The organism is Lutispora sp. QWL-02 (genome assembly GCF_058315355.1).
The window spans coordinates 1,574,580-1,591,050 of record NZ_CM177762.1 but is presented as its reverse complement, the minus strand read 5'-3'; the positions used below and the strand labels follow the sequence as shown (position 1 = coordinate 1,591,050).

The 16,471-nt window shown below is 38.4% G+C and carries 13 protein-coding genes and 2 pseudogenes; 5 read left to right on the top strand and 10 right to left on the bottom strand.

All coding sequences use genetic code 11. The features are described from left to right. The 4 genes from AC4HCY_RS07265 to AC4HCY_RS07250 all read right to left on the bottom strand — a co-directional run bounded on the left by AC4HCY_RS07265 (position 1) and on the right by AC4HCY_RS07250 (position 2,267). Positions 1-306 (bottom strand): hypothetical protein, encoded by a 306-nt coding sequence (locus AC4HCY_RS07265; RefSeq protein WP_491095717.1) that lies wholly within the window; start codon positions 304-306, stop codon positions 1-3. Positions 307-425: 119 nt separating this feature from the next. Beyond that, positions 426-1,259 carry an ImmA/IrrE family metallo-endopeptidase gene (locus tag AC4HCY_RS07260; protein WP_491096094.1) on the bottom strand — a complete coding sequence of 278 codons (834 nt, stop codon included), beginning with the start codon at positions 1,257-1,259 and terminating at the stop codon, positions 426-428. Then, complete coding sequence (locus AC4HCY_RS07255) at positions 1,249-1,608, bottom strand: hypothetical protein (protein ID WP_491095716.1); 360 nt, start codon at positions 1,606-1,608, stop codon at positions 1,249-1,251. Before AC4HCY_RS07255 ends, AC4HCY_RS07260 begins: the two co-directional genes overlap by 11 nt. Before the next feature lie 56 nt (positions 1,609-1,664). Beyond that, positions 1,665-2,267 (bottom strand): RNA polymerase sigma factor, encoded by a 603-nt coding sequence (locus AC4HCY_RS07250; protein WP_491095715.1) that lies wholly within the window; start codon positions 2,265-2,267, stop codon positions 1,665-1,667. A gap of 448 nt (positions 2,268-2,715) precedes the next feature. On the opposite strand from AC4HCY_RS07250, the pseudogene AC4HCY_RS07245 reads away from it, so the two are divergent. From AC4HCY_RS07245 to AC4HCY_RS07225, 5 genes and pseudogenes are all read left to right on the top strand, one after another. After that, positions 2,716-3,598: pseudogene (locus AC4HCY_RS07245) on the top strand (IS3 family transposase); the annotation flags it as partial. Positions 3,599-4,145: 547 nt separating this feature from the next. Continuing rightward, complete coding sequence (locus AC4HCY_RS07240; protein WP_491095714.1) at positions 4,146-4,898, top strand: reverse transcriptase N-terminal domain-containing protein; 753 nt, start codon at positions 4,146-4,148, stop codon at positions 4,896-4,898. Further along, positions 4,802-5,332 carry a reverse transcriptase domain-containing protein gene (locus AC4HCY_RS07235; RefSeq protein WP_491096093.1) on the top strand — a complete coding sequence of 177 codons (531 nt, stop codon included), beginning with the start codon at positions 4,802-4,804 and terminating at the stop codon, positions 5,330-5,332. The genes AC4HCY_RS07240 and AC4HCY_RS07235 overlap by 97 nt, the downstream gene beginning before the upstream one ends. Next, positions 5,286-5,684, top strand: a complete 399-nt coding sequence (locus tag AC4HCY_RS07230; RefSeq protein ID WP_491096092.1) for a group II intron maturase-specific domain-containing protein — start codon at positions 5,286-5,288, stop codon at positions 5,682-5,684. The genes AC4HCY_RS07235 and AC4HCY_RS07230 overlap by 47 nt, the downstream gene beginning before the upstream one ends. A gap of 31 nt (positions 5,685-5,715) precedes the next feature. Further along, positions 5,716-6,009: pseudogene (locus AC4HCY_RS07225) on the top strand (IS3 family transposase); the annotation flags it as partial. 342 nt (positions 6,010-6,351) lie between these two features. On the opposite strand, the gene AC4HCY_RS07220 reads toward AC4HCY_RS07225, so the two are convergent. The 6 genes from AC4HCY_RS07220 to AC4HCY_RS07195 all read right to left on the bottom strand — a co-directional run bounded on the left by AC4HCY_RS07220 (position 6,352) and on the right by AC4HCY_RS07195 (position 16,471). Next, entirely contained in the window at positions 6,352-7,182 is an 831-nt protein-coding gene (locus AC4HCY_RS07220; RefSeq protein WP_491095713.1) for an HNH endonuclease, read from the bottom strand. A gap of 691 nt (positions 7,183-7,873) precedes the next feature. Then, the gene (locus tag AC4HCY_RS07215) at positions 7,874-8,116 is read right to left on the bottom strand and encodes a hypothetical protein (RefSeq protein ID WP_491095712.1); all 243 of its coding nucleotides are present in this window, start codon (positions 8,114-8,116) and stop codon (positions 7,874-7,876) included. A gap of 369 nt (positions 8,117-8,485) precedes the next feature. Continuing rightward, the gene (locus AC4HCY_RS07210; protein WP_491095711.1) at positions 8,486-8,686 is read right to left on the bottom strand and encodes a hypothetical protein; all 201 of its coding nucleotides are present in this window, start codon (positions 8,684-8,686) and stop codon (positions 8,486-8,488) included. 4 nt (positions 8,687-8,690) lie between these two features. Next, on the bottom strand, positions 8,691-10,223 hold the full coding sequence (locus AC4HCY_RS07205) for a BREX system Lon protease-like protein BrxL (protein WP_491095710.1): 1,533 nt from the start codon (positions 10,221-10,223) through the stop codon (positions 8,691-8,693). A gap of 15 nt (positions 10,224-10,238) precedes the next feature. After that, positions 10,239-12,299: a BREX-4 system phosphatase PglZ gene (pglZ, locus tag AC4HCY_RS07200; protein WP_491095709.1), complete on the bottom strand. Its 2,061-nt coding sequence runs from the start codon at positions 12,297-12,299 to the stop codon at positions 10,239-10,241. Beyond that, positions 12,299-16,471 carry a hypothetical protein gene (locus AC4HCY_RS07195; RefSeq protein ID WP_491095708.1) on the bottom strand — a complete coding sequence of 1,391 codons (4,173 nt, stop codon included), beginning with the start codon at positions 16,469-16,471 and terminating at the stop codon, positions 12,299-12,301. Before AC4HCY_RS07195 ends, pglZ begins: the two co-directional genes overlap by 1 nt.

Genomic DNA, 16,471 nt, shown 5'->3' with positions numbered 1-16,471 from the left:
TTAGCGACCTCCATCAGTATCCTGATTTTCTTTGGTTAACAAGTATAATTCATTCCTGTCGCTCCCAGTGTCCATAGGAGTATTCTCCAATATATCTGCATCGTTAAGGCTACAATCTATGTATTGAAGCCTTTGTGTATTAGGATTAGCATTTAGTTCAAAAAAGGATATTGCATCAAGCTTTATCTTAAGTACAGTATCCTCAGGTAAATAGTTGTGATTATATTTCTTGTCGCTACCCATATAGTTTACTTCCACTTTATAATGCTTGTTTCCATTGGGTTTTTCATTTTTCTCATTATTCATTGTTTTACCTCCATACTTTAATATTAGTTGCGTTATTGTTACTACCTTTCCTAGCTGGTATCATTTATCATAAAGCATTCCCCCTTAAATACAAAACACCTATTTTCATAGGTGTTTTGTTATTCTTCATATAAATCTTCTTCTTCCTCTGGAAGTACGATTTTGATCAATGTTAAGACTGCATTCATATTTTTAAAGTATATTGAATGTTCCTGCACATTAAGATCATCCGGAACACCCGGATCAATAATCCATGCGTAAGGATATATCTGTTCATACTTGTCAGGCAAAGGTATACCTGGATTGAATGCATCATATGCATACGAATGGCTGCTTAATTCTCTACTCCTTAGTTCATACTTAAAGCTTTTTGAGGCTTTTGTCCAAGCAATCTTATTGTTTATTGAGAATATTACTGCATATTTTTCAAGAGTAAATTCTATATATCTTATTGCAGCTGCTGATAATGATACATCAAACATCTCAGCAATTCTCTCAATAATCTCAAATGTATATGGCATATTATTAGTTGCTTTTCTAAATATCTGCTCTGGCATTAGTAATTCCGCAGCAAACAAATTTGCCTCAGTTTCAATTCTCTTATTTGCCAAGCTAAAACTCTCCATATCTGACTTACTACAATTGTACTCTTCACAATCGTGTCCCTTAATGCAGTAATGACCCAGCTCATGTGCCGCTGTAAAGTTCCTTCTACTCACATGAACAACCGAACTGTTTACTATAATTATTGCTTTATTACCATTACGCAACAAACTACCATCACAGTCAATAAGTCCTAACTCTTCTTCCCTATATCTTATTTTAAGATCAGCTATTATTTTTTTAACATCTATAGGAGGCTCAGTAATATTGAATTGATGTATTAGCTCTTGTGCATATAGTTTAGGATTTACCCTATCTTCTAAGGTACTCCGATTCATACTACACATCATCTCCAAATTCTTCATCCCATATTTTGTCAAATTTGTCTGAAAGCTTTTTCTGATCCTCTTGAGATAAACTCTTTTTTCTAAAGTTTGCAGCGTATCTCTCAGGTATCTCACTTTTTTGCATTTCTACTAGCATGTTTTCAAGTTTACTAAATAGAGAATCTGCCTTAGTTGTATTTACATAGATTGAATCTATACAAGCTTTATAAACTCCTACAGATGCAATAAGTTCTTGAAATTCAGTTAATTGGTCGATAGGACACTGTTTTAAGTATGAATCTATATCTGGTTTCTTATCTGAATTAAGCTCGTCAATATATATTGATAAAAGCTTTTCTATACTTTTCATCATATTAATTCTCCTTTCAATACCATATTGATTTTTGATACCTATTTCCGTTGCAGATATTAAAAAAAATTAATATTTTTTTTGAATTCTTCTTTAAATGCTTTTAGAGCCCTGTAAAATAATGATTCAATATTATCTTCATGCTTCCCTTGCATTGCTGCTATGTCTTTGTTTTTCATGCCCTTTATTATGCGTAAATCAAGGATTTCTCTATAATGTTCTGGCAAGGATAAAATTATTTTCTGTATCGTTTCATACTCTTCTTTTTTAATTAATATGTATTCCGGGTTAGCGAAATCCGGTAATTCACTTTCAAAATATGCCAGCTCGTTATCATAATAATCATCAATAGACTCATTATTATTCGCTTTAGTTAGTTCTCGGATTTTTTCTTTTATACAGTTACATGCAAACCCTCGAATCCATGTGTAGAAGGTTACTGAGCCATCATACTCTTTAATTTTTTTGATAGCTCTCGTAAATGCTTCTTCTACAATTTCTTCAATAACATCCTGCTTATTAGGTATTACATAACTGCATAAAGCATAATTAACGTATTTTAGTATACTTTCATATGTCTCAGAAAAAAGCTTATCTCCAGCAACTCTATTACCTTGTTTCCATGCAACAACTAATCCCATATCTCTCTTAGCATCACCCATTTATATCATCTCCCTAGCTTATGGTTAGATTATTATGAGACTCAGCATAAATGCACCGAAATACACAAAACAACTTACTTAGAAATACGTATTTTCATACTTTAATATTTCTTTTTTAACCTAACTTTTCCTCTCTCAATTATAAAAAAATCAACAAGTTTCGCACGCAAATTTCGACATTTTTAGCTAACTATGTCCGAAATAATAATAAAGACTACTTAAAGATGCAATCTACATCTTCAAATAGTCCTTTATCTAAAGATAACAAACATAGTTAAGCTATCAATTATAATGGTCCAGCTTTCTAAAAAGGTATTCAATAAACTCTAAACTCTTATTTTGCATACGAATTTATTACAATATATATACTTAAGTAGTGACCTATACCCAATTTGATAGACACACAGTTAAGTTGGTATAATAAAAGCTAAGAAAAGGGGTGTCTATCATGACTAAACCGAGGAAAAAATATACTGCAGAATTCAAGCAGGAAATAATAAAGCTAGTAACTGAGCAAGGAAAACCTGTAACAGAAGTAGCTCAATCAATTGATGTACACGAAGGTGTTATTCGCCGCTGGGTGAAGGAGTATAAAGCTGACAGCCAAAATGCCTTTCCCGGAAAAGGTAATCTAAAACCAGAAGACAAAGAACTCCGAGATTTAAAGAAGAGGCTCTATAATCTTGAAGAGGAGAATGCCATCTTAAAAAAAGCTGTAGCCATCTTCACAAAACCCACGAAGTAAAGTATCAATTCATTTATGATCACCGCTTCAAATTTCGTGTGGAGAAGATGTGCATTGTACTGGGAGTTAACCGCAGCGGTTACTACGCATGGCTTAACAGGCCAGAAAGTCAGCGTATAAAAGATAATAAGGTATTATTAAAACATATAAAGAGAATCCATAAAAAGTCCCGTGAGACTTATGGCATACTTCGCATCACTGCCCAGCTTCAGAAAGAAAATGTCACTTGTGGTAAAAACCGCGTAGCTAGAGTTATGAGGGAAAACAATATATACGCCAGGTCACGCCGAAAATATAAGGCAACAACAAATTCGAAGCATAATTACCCGGTCGCTTTAAACCTCTTAAATCAAGACTTTTCAGTGGATACGCCTAACAAGGTATGGACAGGCGATATAACCTACATTTCTACTGAGGAAGGCTGGCTGTACCTAGCCGGCGTTTTAGATCTTTTCAATCGTAAGATAGTTGGCTGTCAATGGATAAAAACATGACAACTCAGCTTTCTAAGGCTGCCTTGCAGCAAGCTATTGGTAGACGAAGACCCTCTGAAGGTCTGATATTTCATTCGGATCGTGGGGTTCAGGTGCGACAAGAAGTCGCATAATATATTGCCGAAAGGCTACCCCATCCATTCGGGGTAACTCTATTGTGACTAGCTTAGGTGGTAACGTTTGGGTTAGAAAGCTCACAAGACAATGTGGAAATCCGAGTAGCCTAAAACTGGGACAACTGCTAGGGTAAGAAAGCTATGGGGAACGTAAAGCGAATCATCGTAGGAATCGTTACGCTGGAGTAAGCGAAATAGGCTGATACGCTTCGACCAAAAGGTAAGGAGTCAAGCAAAGGGGAACTGTTAAACCAATGCGAATGGATGAAGTGCTCCCGGTTCAAAGATGGCTCCTAAGGCTTTCACAGTTATATATTGTGCGGACTTGGTAAACCCTATATACCCCTCAATAAAAGAGGTATCTGACCGCAAGGAAAAGAAACGGCATAGAGGGCAGAAGAAAAGGATAAAAAGCGAATGCTACTTTTGTAATGAAAGAAGATAGGGGTTCAAATTTTGCCCTAACCCGAAAGGGTGCTGACTTATCCTATGGTATTTCTTGGCGGAAAAGGATTGTAAACCTATGAATTTTAGTAATTCAACGACGGATAAAACCGAGAGACTAAAATACAACAATGTACTAGCTACTCAATGGGAATCCATTGACTGGATGCAAGTACAAAAGGATGTTAATAGGCTGCAAACCAGAATCGCTAAGGCAGCAGTTAAGGGAGATACGAACAAAACAAAGAGACTTCAATACTTATTAACACATTCACTAAGTGCCAAAGCTTATGCAGTAAAGAAAGTAACTTCGAATAAAGGTAAAAATACCTCAGGAGTAGACAAGAAATTGTGGTCAACATCAGCTTCAAAAATGAAAGCAGTATTGTCACTTTCAGATAGACACTATAGAGCAAAACCTTTAAGACGTGTATACATAGCGAAGAAAGGTAAAAACAAGAAACAATTAGGAATACCGACCATGTATGATAGGGTTATGCAAACACTATATGCACTAGCATTAGAACCAATAGCCGAAGTTACAGGAGATCACATATCTTTTGGCTTCCGAAAAGGAAGGAGCGCCAAAGATGCCTGCGAACAGATATTTAATATACTGGCAAGAAAGTGTTCCCCAACCTGGATATTAGAAGGAGATATCAAAGGCTACTTCAACAATATCAACCATGATTGGCTGCTACAAAACATTCCTATGGATAAAAGAGTAATGAAGCAATTCAAAAATCAGGGGTTATATATGAAGGAGAACTTTTTTCTACAGAAACAGGTTCACCACAGGGAGGAGCAATATCAAGCATATATGCAAACCTGACACTAGATGGGCTAGAAAAGCTGATTGAAAACAAATACCACAGGAATTCCAAAGGGAAAATCGAAAACCATTACAGAGCAAAGACGAAAGTCAATCTAGTGAGATATGCTGATGACTTTATCATCACCGCAAATACAAAAGAAATAGCGGAAGAACTAAAGGAAACTGTCAGTCAATTCCTAAAAGAGAGAGGATTAATTTTATCTGAGGAAAAGACAATGATTACACATATAGATGAAAGCTTTGATTTCCTAGGATGGACATTTCGAAAATACAAAGGAAAACTGATAGTACAACCCTCAAAGAGTTCAATCAAGACACTGATAAAAAAATGTTTGTTCAACCATTATTCTAAAAGAAATGAAAGCCTAAACACAATCGGAACTAATTCGGAGGCTAAACCAAATAGTCAGAGGATGGACAAACTATCATAAGCATGTTATCGCTAGCCATGCCTTCTCATATACTAACAATACACTTTACATTTTACTGCAACGTTGGGCAAAACACAGACACCCGAACAAGAATTCATGGTGGAGACTAAACAAATACTGGCACGAAAAGAATGGAAAGAGATGGTTGTTCATGACGGATGAGTATAGTCTTATTAACCTAAGGAGAATTCAAATCGTCCGACACCCCAAATTGCAGATTTCTAAGAATCCATTTATCCACAAAGAATATTATGAACATAGAAAACTGTTATTAAAGTTATTGTCTGCCGCCAGAAATGGTGAAGAAATGCTTGAGCCGTATGAGTTGGAAACTTTCACGTACGGTTCTTAGACGAAGGAAAGAGAGTAATCCATTTCATTTAGTCGATTATGCATCCTATGAGTATCAACACTGTCTAAGAGAAAATAGGATGGTGCAAAGCATGAGCTGAAAAGGAAATTGCTACGATAATTCCTGTGCAGAATCATTCTTCTCAACTTTAAAGAAGGACTTGATCCACGGTAAAAAGTTTAGAACCAGAGAAGAAGCTAAAAAGGCTATCATTGAATATATTGAAACCTTCTACAATAGCTATCGCCTCCATTCATCATTAGGGTATAAATCACCAAACGAATATGAATATGAGTACCTTAAAAATGCTGGGCGCACTGCCTAAGCGTTTATGCCGCGAAAGCCTATTGATAATGAGGCATGGGGTGTTAGGCTGGGTAGCCGGGCATCAAACTCCTTACAGAGCCCTTCTCCTTGTTCAGCAAGGGTGATGGCCGCTGATGCCAGACAACATTCCATGTAGAGGCTTGTTGTCAATAGGGCTGTGGGATAAATGCGACTATATTAACTATATTTTGGAATATACAAATTCCGGAGCTATGGTAAGAATGTAAGAGAAAACACGCTTAACTATGTGTCAATTTTACTGGGGAAAGATCAGAGTTGGACGGCATAATTATCTTGCAGAAGATACCTTAGAAGAAAGTACCAAAATAAAAGATGCTGGCTAATCATCTAATTCATTACCATAGTATTCGTATAATTTTTCTATAGATATGTTAATGCATTTTGATGCAAGCAATTCTTTTCTTAGAGTATATAATTTATTGATTAAGTCTTTCTTTTCTTCAAAAATCGCATGGTGCAGTTTTTTATGGCATACAACACATAGACTTACAATATTTTCTATTATGTCTAGTGAATAGTCAAAATCATAATAGAATTCTAGTGGCACTAGGTGATGAGCTTCTACATAGTTTTTCTTAGTTACACTAGATAAAAATAATTTGTGGCCACAATCAAACTCACACAAGTGCTGAGCATTTTTTATGGCACTTAAGCTTTTTTCATCATCTCTTGGATGCCTTTTTGTAGTAACCGTTTCCATTTGCTCAAGTCTTTTTTCTGGTTCACAGATTAATATTCCATTAGTGCCTGTTTTAATATCTTCTGTTCTTGAAGGCTCAGGTGTATGACTATCAATCATATTTATATAATTCTTTGCTATATCGTAGAGTAAGTCTATTAGGTTTTCTTCAGATGTTATATCTAAACTTTTAATGATGGCTTCAGCGCAGCCCAAATACCGAGCATACTCAATAATATCCTTCCGGGTTAGCGAATTGCAGTCATGTCTTTCAACTTTAAAGGGTGTAAAAATATTCCCCTCAAATTTGTCTCTATCTTTTTCTTTAATAAGATATCTGAGTTTTGCTTTACTAAAGGCGTTAACTATGACTTCTCCTTTTACTTTCAAATCCTCATTAGTTTTATCATCAAGGGTTGGTGAGGGTTTAAAGTAGTAATATCCTCTCCTGATATTTTTATTTCCACTCATTTTTATTCTCCTAAAAATATTATTTATATCTCATTATTATACAAAGAGCATATTCTCGTGTAGTACTACGACTTCAATTGCGTAACATTATCGTTTGAATAATATATTAACTCAAGCGGAATTCCTGTGTAATAAGCTGAAATTAGTTTTTCTATAATTTCAACTTATTACACAAGTTACTTTTATACATTTCTTTTTTTAAAGAACTTAACCATGATATTGAAATGGAATGACTAATATATATATAGTCACGTACTCTCCCAACTGAGCTACGGATACGTATTCAATTATTATCCATGTTTCCACAAAAACTTACTCCTCCGTAATCAGAAGTATTTTTTATGGTAACCTCTCATACTCCAACTAAATCCTTGCTATTACTCTATTTTTTAGTATTACCGTTCGTAATATAAATATGTCTTGGAGACTATTTGTAACTTTAGCCCCCACACAGTCTTCACTTGATTTCGAGTTATGCTAGGGCATTCTAAAGTAACTTCATTAATACTAGAATATAGCATTTGCAGCGGTTTAAGTCTTCTATTTATATCTAGCCCCTTTGAAAATAGATGAAATTACAGCATATGTCAGATAAATGTTAGAATAATTACAGATCTGATAATAAATTTATTATATATAAAAGCAAACCAGTAACTGAGAAGACTATTGAAACATATTAAGGTTATATGAATTAAAAATGCGTAATAAGTTTTGCAATCATAATTGAGCCTGTAAAATTTTTTGTGTAAAGTGAATTAAAAATATAAAGATGTGCATCTTTATCCCAGTTATTAAGTTCCTTTCTTATACGTTTTTTGCCGTCGAGTTTACTTATGTAGTAATCTTCGACTAATTCAAAAAGACATTCATATGCGCTACCAAATGGTTGTCCACTTTGCGATTTGATGTTTTCTAAATCTACGGTTGTTTTCATTTTAATTCTCCTTTACTTTCTTGATATTACATGGATAATGAGAAAATGATATGATAGAATCACAAAACAATCCTCACGAATAACATTAATTGAACCAATGTAAGTAATTTAAATATTCTATTTGCCGGTATATGGCTTGCCTATCTTTATTTATTTCAAATATATTCCCTCATTTTTGAAGATTTGGTGCCTGTCTGTCAGCTTGACAACCCGTTATTACTTGAATATATATTATATTCCACAAAAGTACAGGAGTAAACTAAAATAAAAGATAGGCAAATCCCTATCTTTTATTTATAACTTATTATTATAAGCTAAAAGCTTTGACATTATACATGAAATTTCATTAGCCATTTCCGTTATAGCCCCCTACTCAAATAGAGTACATCCCTGGATTTTGAATTCCTCTACTTTGGTAAGCAAATCCTCCACGGAAATATCAAGATGTTCTGACAGGCAGTTTAGACAAAAGAATTTTACAACCTGTCTGCCGTAGAATTTCTTATTAAGGCCAATGGTATTCTTGTCAATTTCAACCTCGCAAATATGGCATTTTATCTGCTTCTTCATACCGTCAATCACCAAACATTTCATTTTCCCGAATGATTTGCGGCTGCCTTACCTTGTATGTCGCAAAGCCTTTGTCACCAAACATACCGGGATTGATAATCTTCATTTGTTTCAGTACAGTTTCCTGCATCCGTTTTGCGGGTGTCAGACAATACCTGTCAAATTCCTGTCTGAAAGTGGAGTCCTTTATCAATGAAGAATCTGCATGAGGGAAAAACAGTTTTAGATATGCGGTGCAGAGCCGCATAATAGCATCTTGTTCTCTTCCAGAAGTATCCCCTGATTTTGCTGTTACCTCGACAAGCTCCTCTACAAGCCCACGATAGCGCATAGTTTCAGCCGGACTGCGAAGCAAGTGCATAATCTCGGTAAAATACTCAGTATTCAAAGCCCAACTGTTAATGAACATTCTGGGAGATAGCGGTGGTATGAACTGTCCCGGAATAAATCCGTGTATACGCTGTAGTAGTGCGCTGTCGCTGAAGATTTCAGGCAGGTCATGAAGCATATTCTTTGAAGAATCCATATCTTCTACGGCAATATTACCAAGAAAGATAATCCCGGCTTCTCCGTCAACCCTTGTTCCACCGACCGTGGTATAACCATCTTCCATGTATCCCTTGAGAATACCACCCATTTCTTTATCGTTAGTAAAACTGATGGATTTAACCTCATCAATTGCCACAAAATCATTAAAGGTAACGAGACCTTTCGCTCTTACACCAGAACGTCGGTCCAAGAACAACATAGTACGGCTCACGCTACCACCGCTTAAAAGCCAGCCGTATTTCCCGACTTTCCCGAAAATATATGATTTTCCGGTCTGCTGAGGTGCCAGTTCTATGAGATTAATACGTGGCTGTATGAATGGCAACAGGCGGGTTAGCATCGTGTGTTTGGCGTTCCAAATATCAGTCTCTATCCATCCCTTACGTGCAAAACCATCCGCGTCATAGTCAATAGCACCGAGAAGGATGTTAACCCACTCCTCTATTTCGAAGTGGCTTCTTGCCTCACGGAATGCGTCCAAACTTACTTCATAGGGGCAGAAGTTTTTATAATCAAGTAGAGTGAAACGACCGTTTCTCTTATTTCCTTCGGGTGGCATATAACCAAGTTTAATCAGCCCCCATCCGCCGGCTTCTCCAATTAGCTCATCCTTGATTCTGTCCCAAACGTAGTCCTCGATAATGGTATGGGCAAAAGTAAAGCCTAAACCTGGAATTTCAAAGCTGTAATAGTTGGCACTCGAATTAAAGGAAATATTCACCTTGGCCAAAAATGGCCTGGTTTCCCCGTTAGAGCGGGCTTCGTCTTCCAATCGCTCTTTTTCATTCCTTGGTGGGATGATTGAAGCAACATATTCGCTAAGAGCATCTACGTTTTCGATGCGCCCGTCAGATCCCGCCTTGCGCTTTAGTATCCAGTCGCGCAGAAAAGCTTCTATCTTTGCCGCCTTGAACATTGCCATAACGGACGGGTCTTTGTAGACCGTAGTGGAGGGGAAGTACTCCCGCAGTTTATTGACATCGTACATATTCTCTCACCATCCTTAAATATCGAATCCCATTTTGTCTACGAGTTGCTCTGTTATTCTTTTGCCAAGTTGAGCCGGTTTTTTTACTGACTTGACTCTGGAAAAAACTATAACCGGAACAAGCCGTTCTTCAAGCGAAGCGCCGCCATGCAGTTCATTAAGTTTTCCACCTTGCTTAGGCAGGCGATTGTATCCGCGAACCACCCAATAAGTTCTGCTGTCGACTTCACTATATCTTGACTCCAATTCTGGGGGTCGGCTTTCACCTTGTGGAGCACCGGTATATCGCCAATCAAGTGGAATACCATTACACGAGAGTGTCTTTCCAAAACCACTGTTGTGCGCGATAACTGCCAGACGTGACGAACCGTGATCGGAAGTTAAGACAACTCGTGAGAACTTTGTTAATCCTTCTGTTATGCGCGGTAGGATCTCAGATTGAAAAACCCGTAATGCAGCCGCTAAATTTCTTTCGGGTGGGCAATGCTCATGCTTAGCCGCACCGTTATGGGCAATGTTATCTATATCCTTAACTTCTTCAAGCGTTTTGTCGACAGCCCATTTTACCGGGTTAAATTCAGTTGAAGTTGGCAATTTCACAGAAACTACAGAGCATGAGTCGATATTCATACTGTATCTTTTTGCTATTGCGAGTAAGAGAGGATAATATTCTGCTCCCATACCATCAACAACAAGAAGTGCCATATCACTGTCTGTTGATAATTCCAATATAACCGCATCACGATTAGGAAATGCTGTAGGCAATACTATGTCAAACGCCTTTTTAACGAAATCCTCGTCGATAGCATTGCGAACCTTGAATCTGCGATATTCTTTGAAGTAAGTGGTTAAGTCTTTGCTACCGAAATCGCATTCGGTCAAATAATCACCCAATATTGGACATAACCTTTCAAAAACATCAGGTAATCCCGTAACCAAGTCGTGGGTGGCGGCTCGTCGGACAAGTTCCCGCATTTCAGCGTTTGTACCGCAATTAAGGAATTCAGCAACCGAGCTTAAATCCTGTGTTTGCTCTATGAACTCGACAATCAGAGATTCAGGAACGCTTGTTAACTGTTTAATAGCATAGGCGCGCTCTTCAGCGTAATTCTTTATATCAAGCTTATCAACTAGGGACAATGCCGCATCGACCACATACTTACGCAAAAGATCATCGCGACTTGGATTGGTATCAAGAACAATCCTCATATATGTATTGACCGGCAATTTCTTTTTGAGAAACCAGATATATGCTGGCCACGTTTTATCATCTGGCAACGCTAATAAGCGTGATAGTGCATAACGTATGTCAATGTTTTTCTTGCAAAATTCATTTTCAAGATAAGATTCCGGCGACTTGCTATTTTCAATAGCTTTCTCCAAAAGCAACTGAAGTGTATCAGGCGTCATTTCTGCAGGGATGTCATAGAAATATTCAGCGATTTGTCTGATATCAAGCATAAATAACAAGTTTTTCGTTAAGCCCGCCTGTCCTGCTTTAATATTATCCAGTCCAAGCTTATATTCACCTGTAGGAAGAAAATCCCCAAGTTGCTTAACTAACGCTTTGAAATCCTGTAGCGCAACAGAATTCGCCCATTTTTTTGGAATGACAACAACTTTTGGAGGTTCAATATCATCAGACAACCCTCCTATTCTGATAACATCCAAAGATTCCTCATATCGCGGAACCCCAAAGCACAAGTCTTTTTCTCGGCTTACCATATAAACGGCATTCAATTCACAATTATCTACTCGTCCACGTAAAGCGACAAAGAACGAAGCCACATTTTCCTCAGAAAGGAGAGATAGGTATGCGTCAATTCCAACAACCACAGAGCGCTTATTCTTTGCAACTATTTTCGAGTCAAGGATTTCCAGCAAATCATCAGGCATCGGCAGAGTTGTTATGCCGTCAGTAAGGCAATCGCTAATCGAAATAACAGCCTCACCGTTATCTTTGTGGAACTTAAGCAAATTTGCCGCCACTTGGTTGTTGGGATAAACCTCAACGCGAGTAGCCACAGGGTTGCTGAATTTCAACTGTACATACTCGTTAATTGTGTACTCCATCATCAACCCTCCCAAAAGAGTAGACCAAGTTCCTCATTTTCCTGAGCAAGTTGCAGAATTCTCTGTTTTAATTCCTCAGCTGATTTTCCACGGATCTTCTCTGCGATTTGAGGCGCAAAAGTATCCTTATACTGACGGCGAACGAATTTTGTTATGTCAGGTCGTCGCGGCCAGTAATTCGGTTGCGTTCCATGTTCTTCCCGCAAGAAATCAATAAGCGAGGAGAGGCTAATATTGAATTTTACGTATTTTTGCGGAACAGTTTCCGCAAGAAAGGCTTTTTGACAATTTTCCACATTTTGAGCGGTTACTTCTCTGAGGATATCTAGTAACTCAGAAAGTCTTTCTGATGCAAAGATTTCAGGTTGTGATATAGCTTTCAGAATGTCGTAAGTTTCAGTTAATCCACCCAAAATATACCGAGCCGGAATTTTATTATCTAACGCCCATTGGTCGGGAGTCTTTGCTCCTGATGCAATCCGTTCCCATTCTATCTTCAAATTAGAAAATACAGACTGTTTGGCGCAATCCTCTATTCGGGCGCGAATGCCGTTTAGGAATGTTGTTTCATCCAAATTAAAACCGCTTGGTATGCTATTTAGAATACTGAGCAGTTCGGGGTCGGATATTGTTGATCCGTTCAAGCGCATTTTCAATAATGCCACCGATTCTTTCTTCAAAAGATCAAAGAAAAGTTTGGTTATATTCTCCAAGTTCTGCGATAACGCTACTCTTATATCTTGTGCTGTGCCGTTATACAAAACTGCTGTAAGAAATGATGACAAAGACGGATATGCAGCTTCAATCATCACTTTTGGTAAATGATTAGTTTGTGTTACCGCATTTCGCAATGCATCAACCGCGCTCTTATAAACGACAAAATTCGGAAAACCGCACAAAGGTTTTAGCAGTTTAATAACCTCGTACTGGTGGAGCATTTCCTCTATTTCGCTGCTAATATCAGCTGGCCTCCATATCCATCCAGCAGCTTCAGCAGATTTGTCCAAAATAGCATAGCAATAGCTATGAGAATAATCTCCTATTTCAACTGCAAGATTTGCTAAATTGGGGTTTGTTCTGTCAATGTATATTTCAAATGCCTTCAAAAAGTTTTCAGATTTTATATATCCATCTATAACACTAACAATATCTGGATTGTTTAATATTTCTGTTCCTACATCCGTAACTGCATTTGAACGCTCCTCGATTTTCCCCTTGGAACTTGTCGTGAAAGCCGTGCAGACATTTCCAAGAATTGTTGATATGGTCTCAGTTTGTGCATCGTTGACCGAATTCACATATTCCGGCAAAATCCATAATGGAACACGACATGAAACAGCCTCGATACGGTTTTGAATCTGGTTTAAAACACTTTCGATAGTTGCATCGGGAAAAGGATTAATGCCGAACGCCAATGGTGCCTTTTCGATAAAGGCTTTATCTTCTTGGGAGAGTCGACAGATCAGCTTTTCTTTGCCTTTCTGATTCTCGCTTACAACATATTCAATTATTTCTGCGAGGATTTCATTTGTTAGTGGTTTTGTTTGCACAAAATCCGTCCACTGATAGTTCTTTTTCAGTATGTCACGGAGAACAAAACCCAAGACAAATGCAGAGAGAATATTGTTGCGCATTCCGTAAGGTGCCCGTTGAAGTTCAATATAAACTTTACGAATAGACAGGGGTGACCCTTTTCCTATGGTGTTGGTGATTTTCTTCTCAAACAGTGCGTGAATGTGGGCAAGCGGATGGTTCGGATTTTGCGTGAACCAATCATCCTCATCAGAGATGCCTTGCCCCTTGAAGCCTTTTACCAACTGCCCTTGTGGACCTGATACGGCATTAAATGAAATGCCGGCAAGTGCCCAACCTTTTAAACCGCTATTTCCGAATGCTGTGATTTGAGATGTAAGGTAATCAACGCAATCAAACAGCGATTTGCGGACATAATTAGATAATAGGTCTTTAAATGTGCCCCAGGTCGTGTCATTCACCTCAACGCGACTTGTAGTCGCTGAATATGCGTATACTTTAATGGTTGCACTCTGCTTTTTGATTTCATCAAACCATTCTTTTTCAATACGTTCAATCGATTTTCTGATTGGTGTCTTTGCGGCATCCGTATTTTCAAGCACAAGTTGCGCCTGCCCGCGAACATATTCATTCCATAGATTCTGATTGTTATGGCAAAACGAAAGGGCCGGGAAAGTGAACATCAAAATTCGGTGGTCACGCAATTGTGTAAGAAGGCTGCTTATCTTATCCGGGATACGCAACTGCTCGTCGCTGTTTTTGGCAATCACAAACCAAAGGCAGACCGAGCCGTCATCTTTGTTTTGGTCTTTTCCGAACTTGTCGCGTGTTGTTGTACTAATATTATTCAATGTAGTATGAACTACATCGGATGTGCGAATCTCAAAACGATTACCTGAATGCGACCCCCGGTGACTTTTTGTATGTGTTTCAAGCATTGATGTTACCTTTGACGACAAGAAGTCATGGAAACCGCCGTCAAAATCAGCGATTTTCTTTTGCAATTCCGCTCCGCCAACTGATGTGGTAAACAATTCAATATTTCCGTTGACCACAGAGAAACAATGCTTTTCTGCCAAATCTCGAACGATACCCGCCGGGTCAGCAATTGTTCCATCTCCTTTGAAAGACAATTCGATATTTTCAACGGTCGGTTTCAGCCGCTCATTACCATCAGACGCCAGCTGTTCAAGCAAGCAGAACAGAAGTACGGTTTTTAGTACCCTCAATTCAACGGCATCATCTGTTTGGTTGGAAAACTCACGGTCACGGATTTGCGTGTAGGTTAATCCGATGGATGTAATCTTGTCGTTTACACCCAAATCCTTACGCTCTATGAAATATTTCCAAAGATAATCTACGGTCAAAAACTGCTTGTTATCGACCTCTGGTCCTCCAGTAGCAATAAAGTCTTGGAATTCATGTCCATCTGCACTACCTTTCAGGTATTCAAAAAGACTGCGCTGGTTAGACTTTGCAAATTCCGATAGGAATTTCAAAAGAAAAGCGGCCATTGGATGTATGGGCAGGATGTTGTAAAACGACTCACGTTTTACATCGTCCTGGAATTTATCAACGACACCGGAAATACTCGTCCATAGATTATCCTTCTCGGTTTTCCATTCATCGGCAAGTTCTGGGTTCTCTTTCATTGCGTGTTTTGCAAGTCTGAATGCCGTATCATTTGGCATTTGAAGTTTTCTAAAGTAAAAGCGGTCGTTCGCTTTCGATGCATTTTCAGAACCCTCTGCCAAGTATGCGTTAATTTGCATATGGGTAACGGGAACAAGAAAAAACCTATTGACCCCAGGCGTTTCTGTCACATCCTCAAACGTCTTAAGCTGAGATTTGTTGGCATCGATAAACGGATGAAACTCATCGAAGATATAAACAATGCTCCTTAAATTGTTGGACTGCAGAATCGTTTGAATCCACTTCCGGAATGTCGGAACATCAATGTCAAGATAAATTTTATCCTCGTGGAAAACTTGCTGAACATCCTCAAGTAGTCGGGTGGGGGCATCGGTGTTCTTATGTTCCTTGTTAAGTTCGTCAACAAGCTGCTCGACAGTTTTAATGCCGGAATGCAGGTATGCCAACCTATTCTGAATTGTATCGCGGGTCGTAAAAAAATTAGAACCTTCACGCTTTAAGCGCTCAATAACACTGTCAAGGTTTGACTTTGCCGGGACTGTCAAGCCTCGCTCATTTTTCATAGCGGCAACGATGCTCTTTTCCAAGCGCACAAGAAAGTCCTCCGTTGGACCCACGCCAGACGCATTGTAGTCGTAAATAACCAAAGTTCTGTCGGCTCTGCGGGCAAAAAGCTTCTCTTCAAGTGACGCACTATCAGACAGTACCTTACTGTTTGCGGTAAACCAACTTCTTACACGCGGATCTTCATCCATAAAGAGTTTTTGCGCTACAAGAGCAGCATTGCTCTTGCCTGTTCCATAGTTCCCAGTAAGCCATACGGACTTATCGCCGCTCTCCAACACAGCCATGAGCGTCGAAATGAAATCCTCAAACTCAGGATGTGGATAAAAGTCAAGCCACCGATCCTGCGTTTCGTTTATCGCCTCACGGGTCATATTAGGACGGTAGTCCTGTGGTACTGTGAAATAATCCGAATAGTGTCTCAT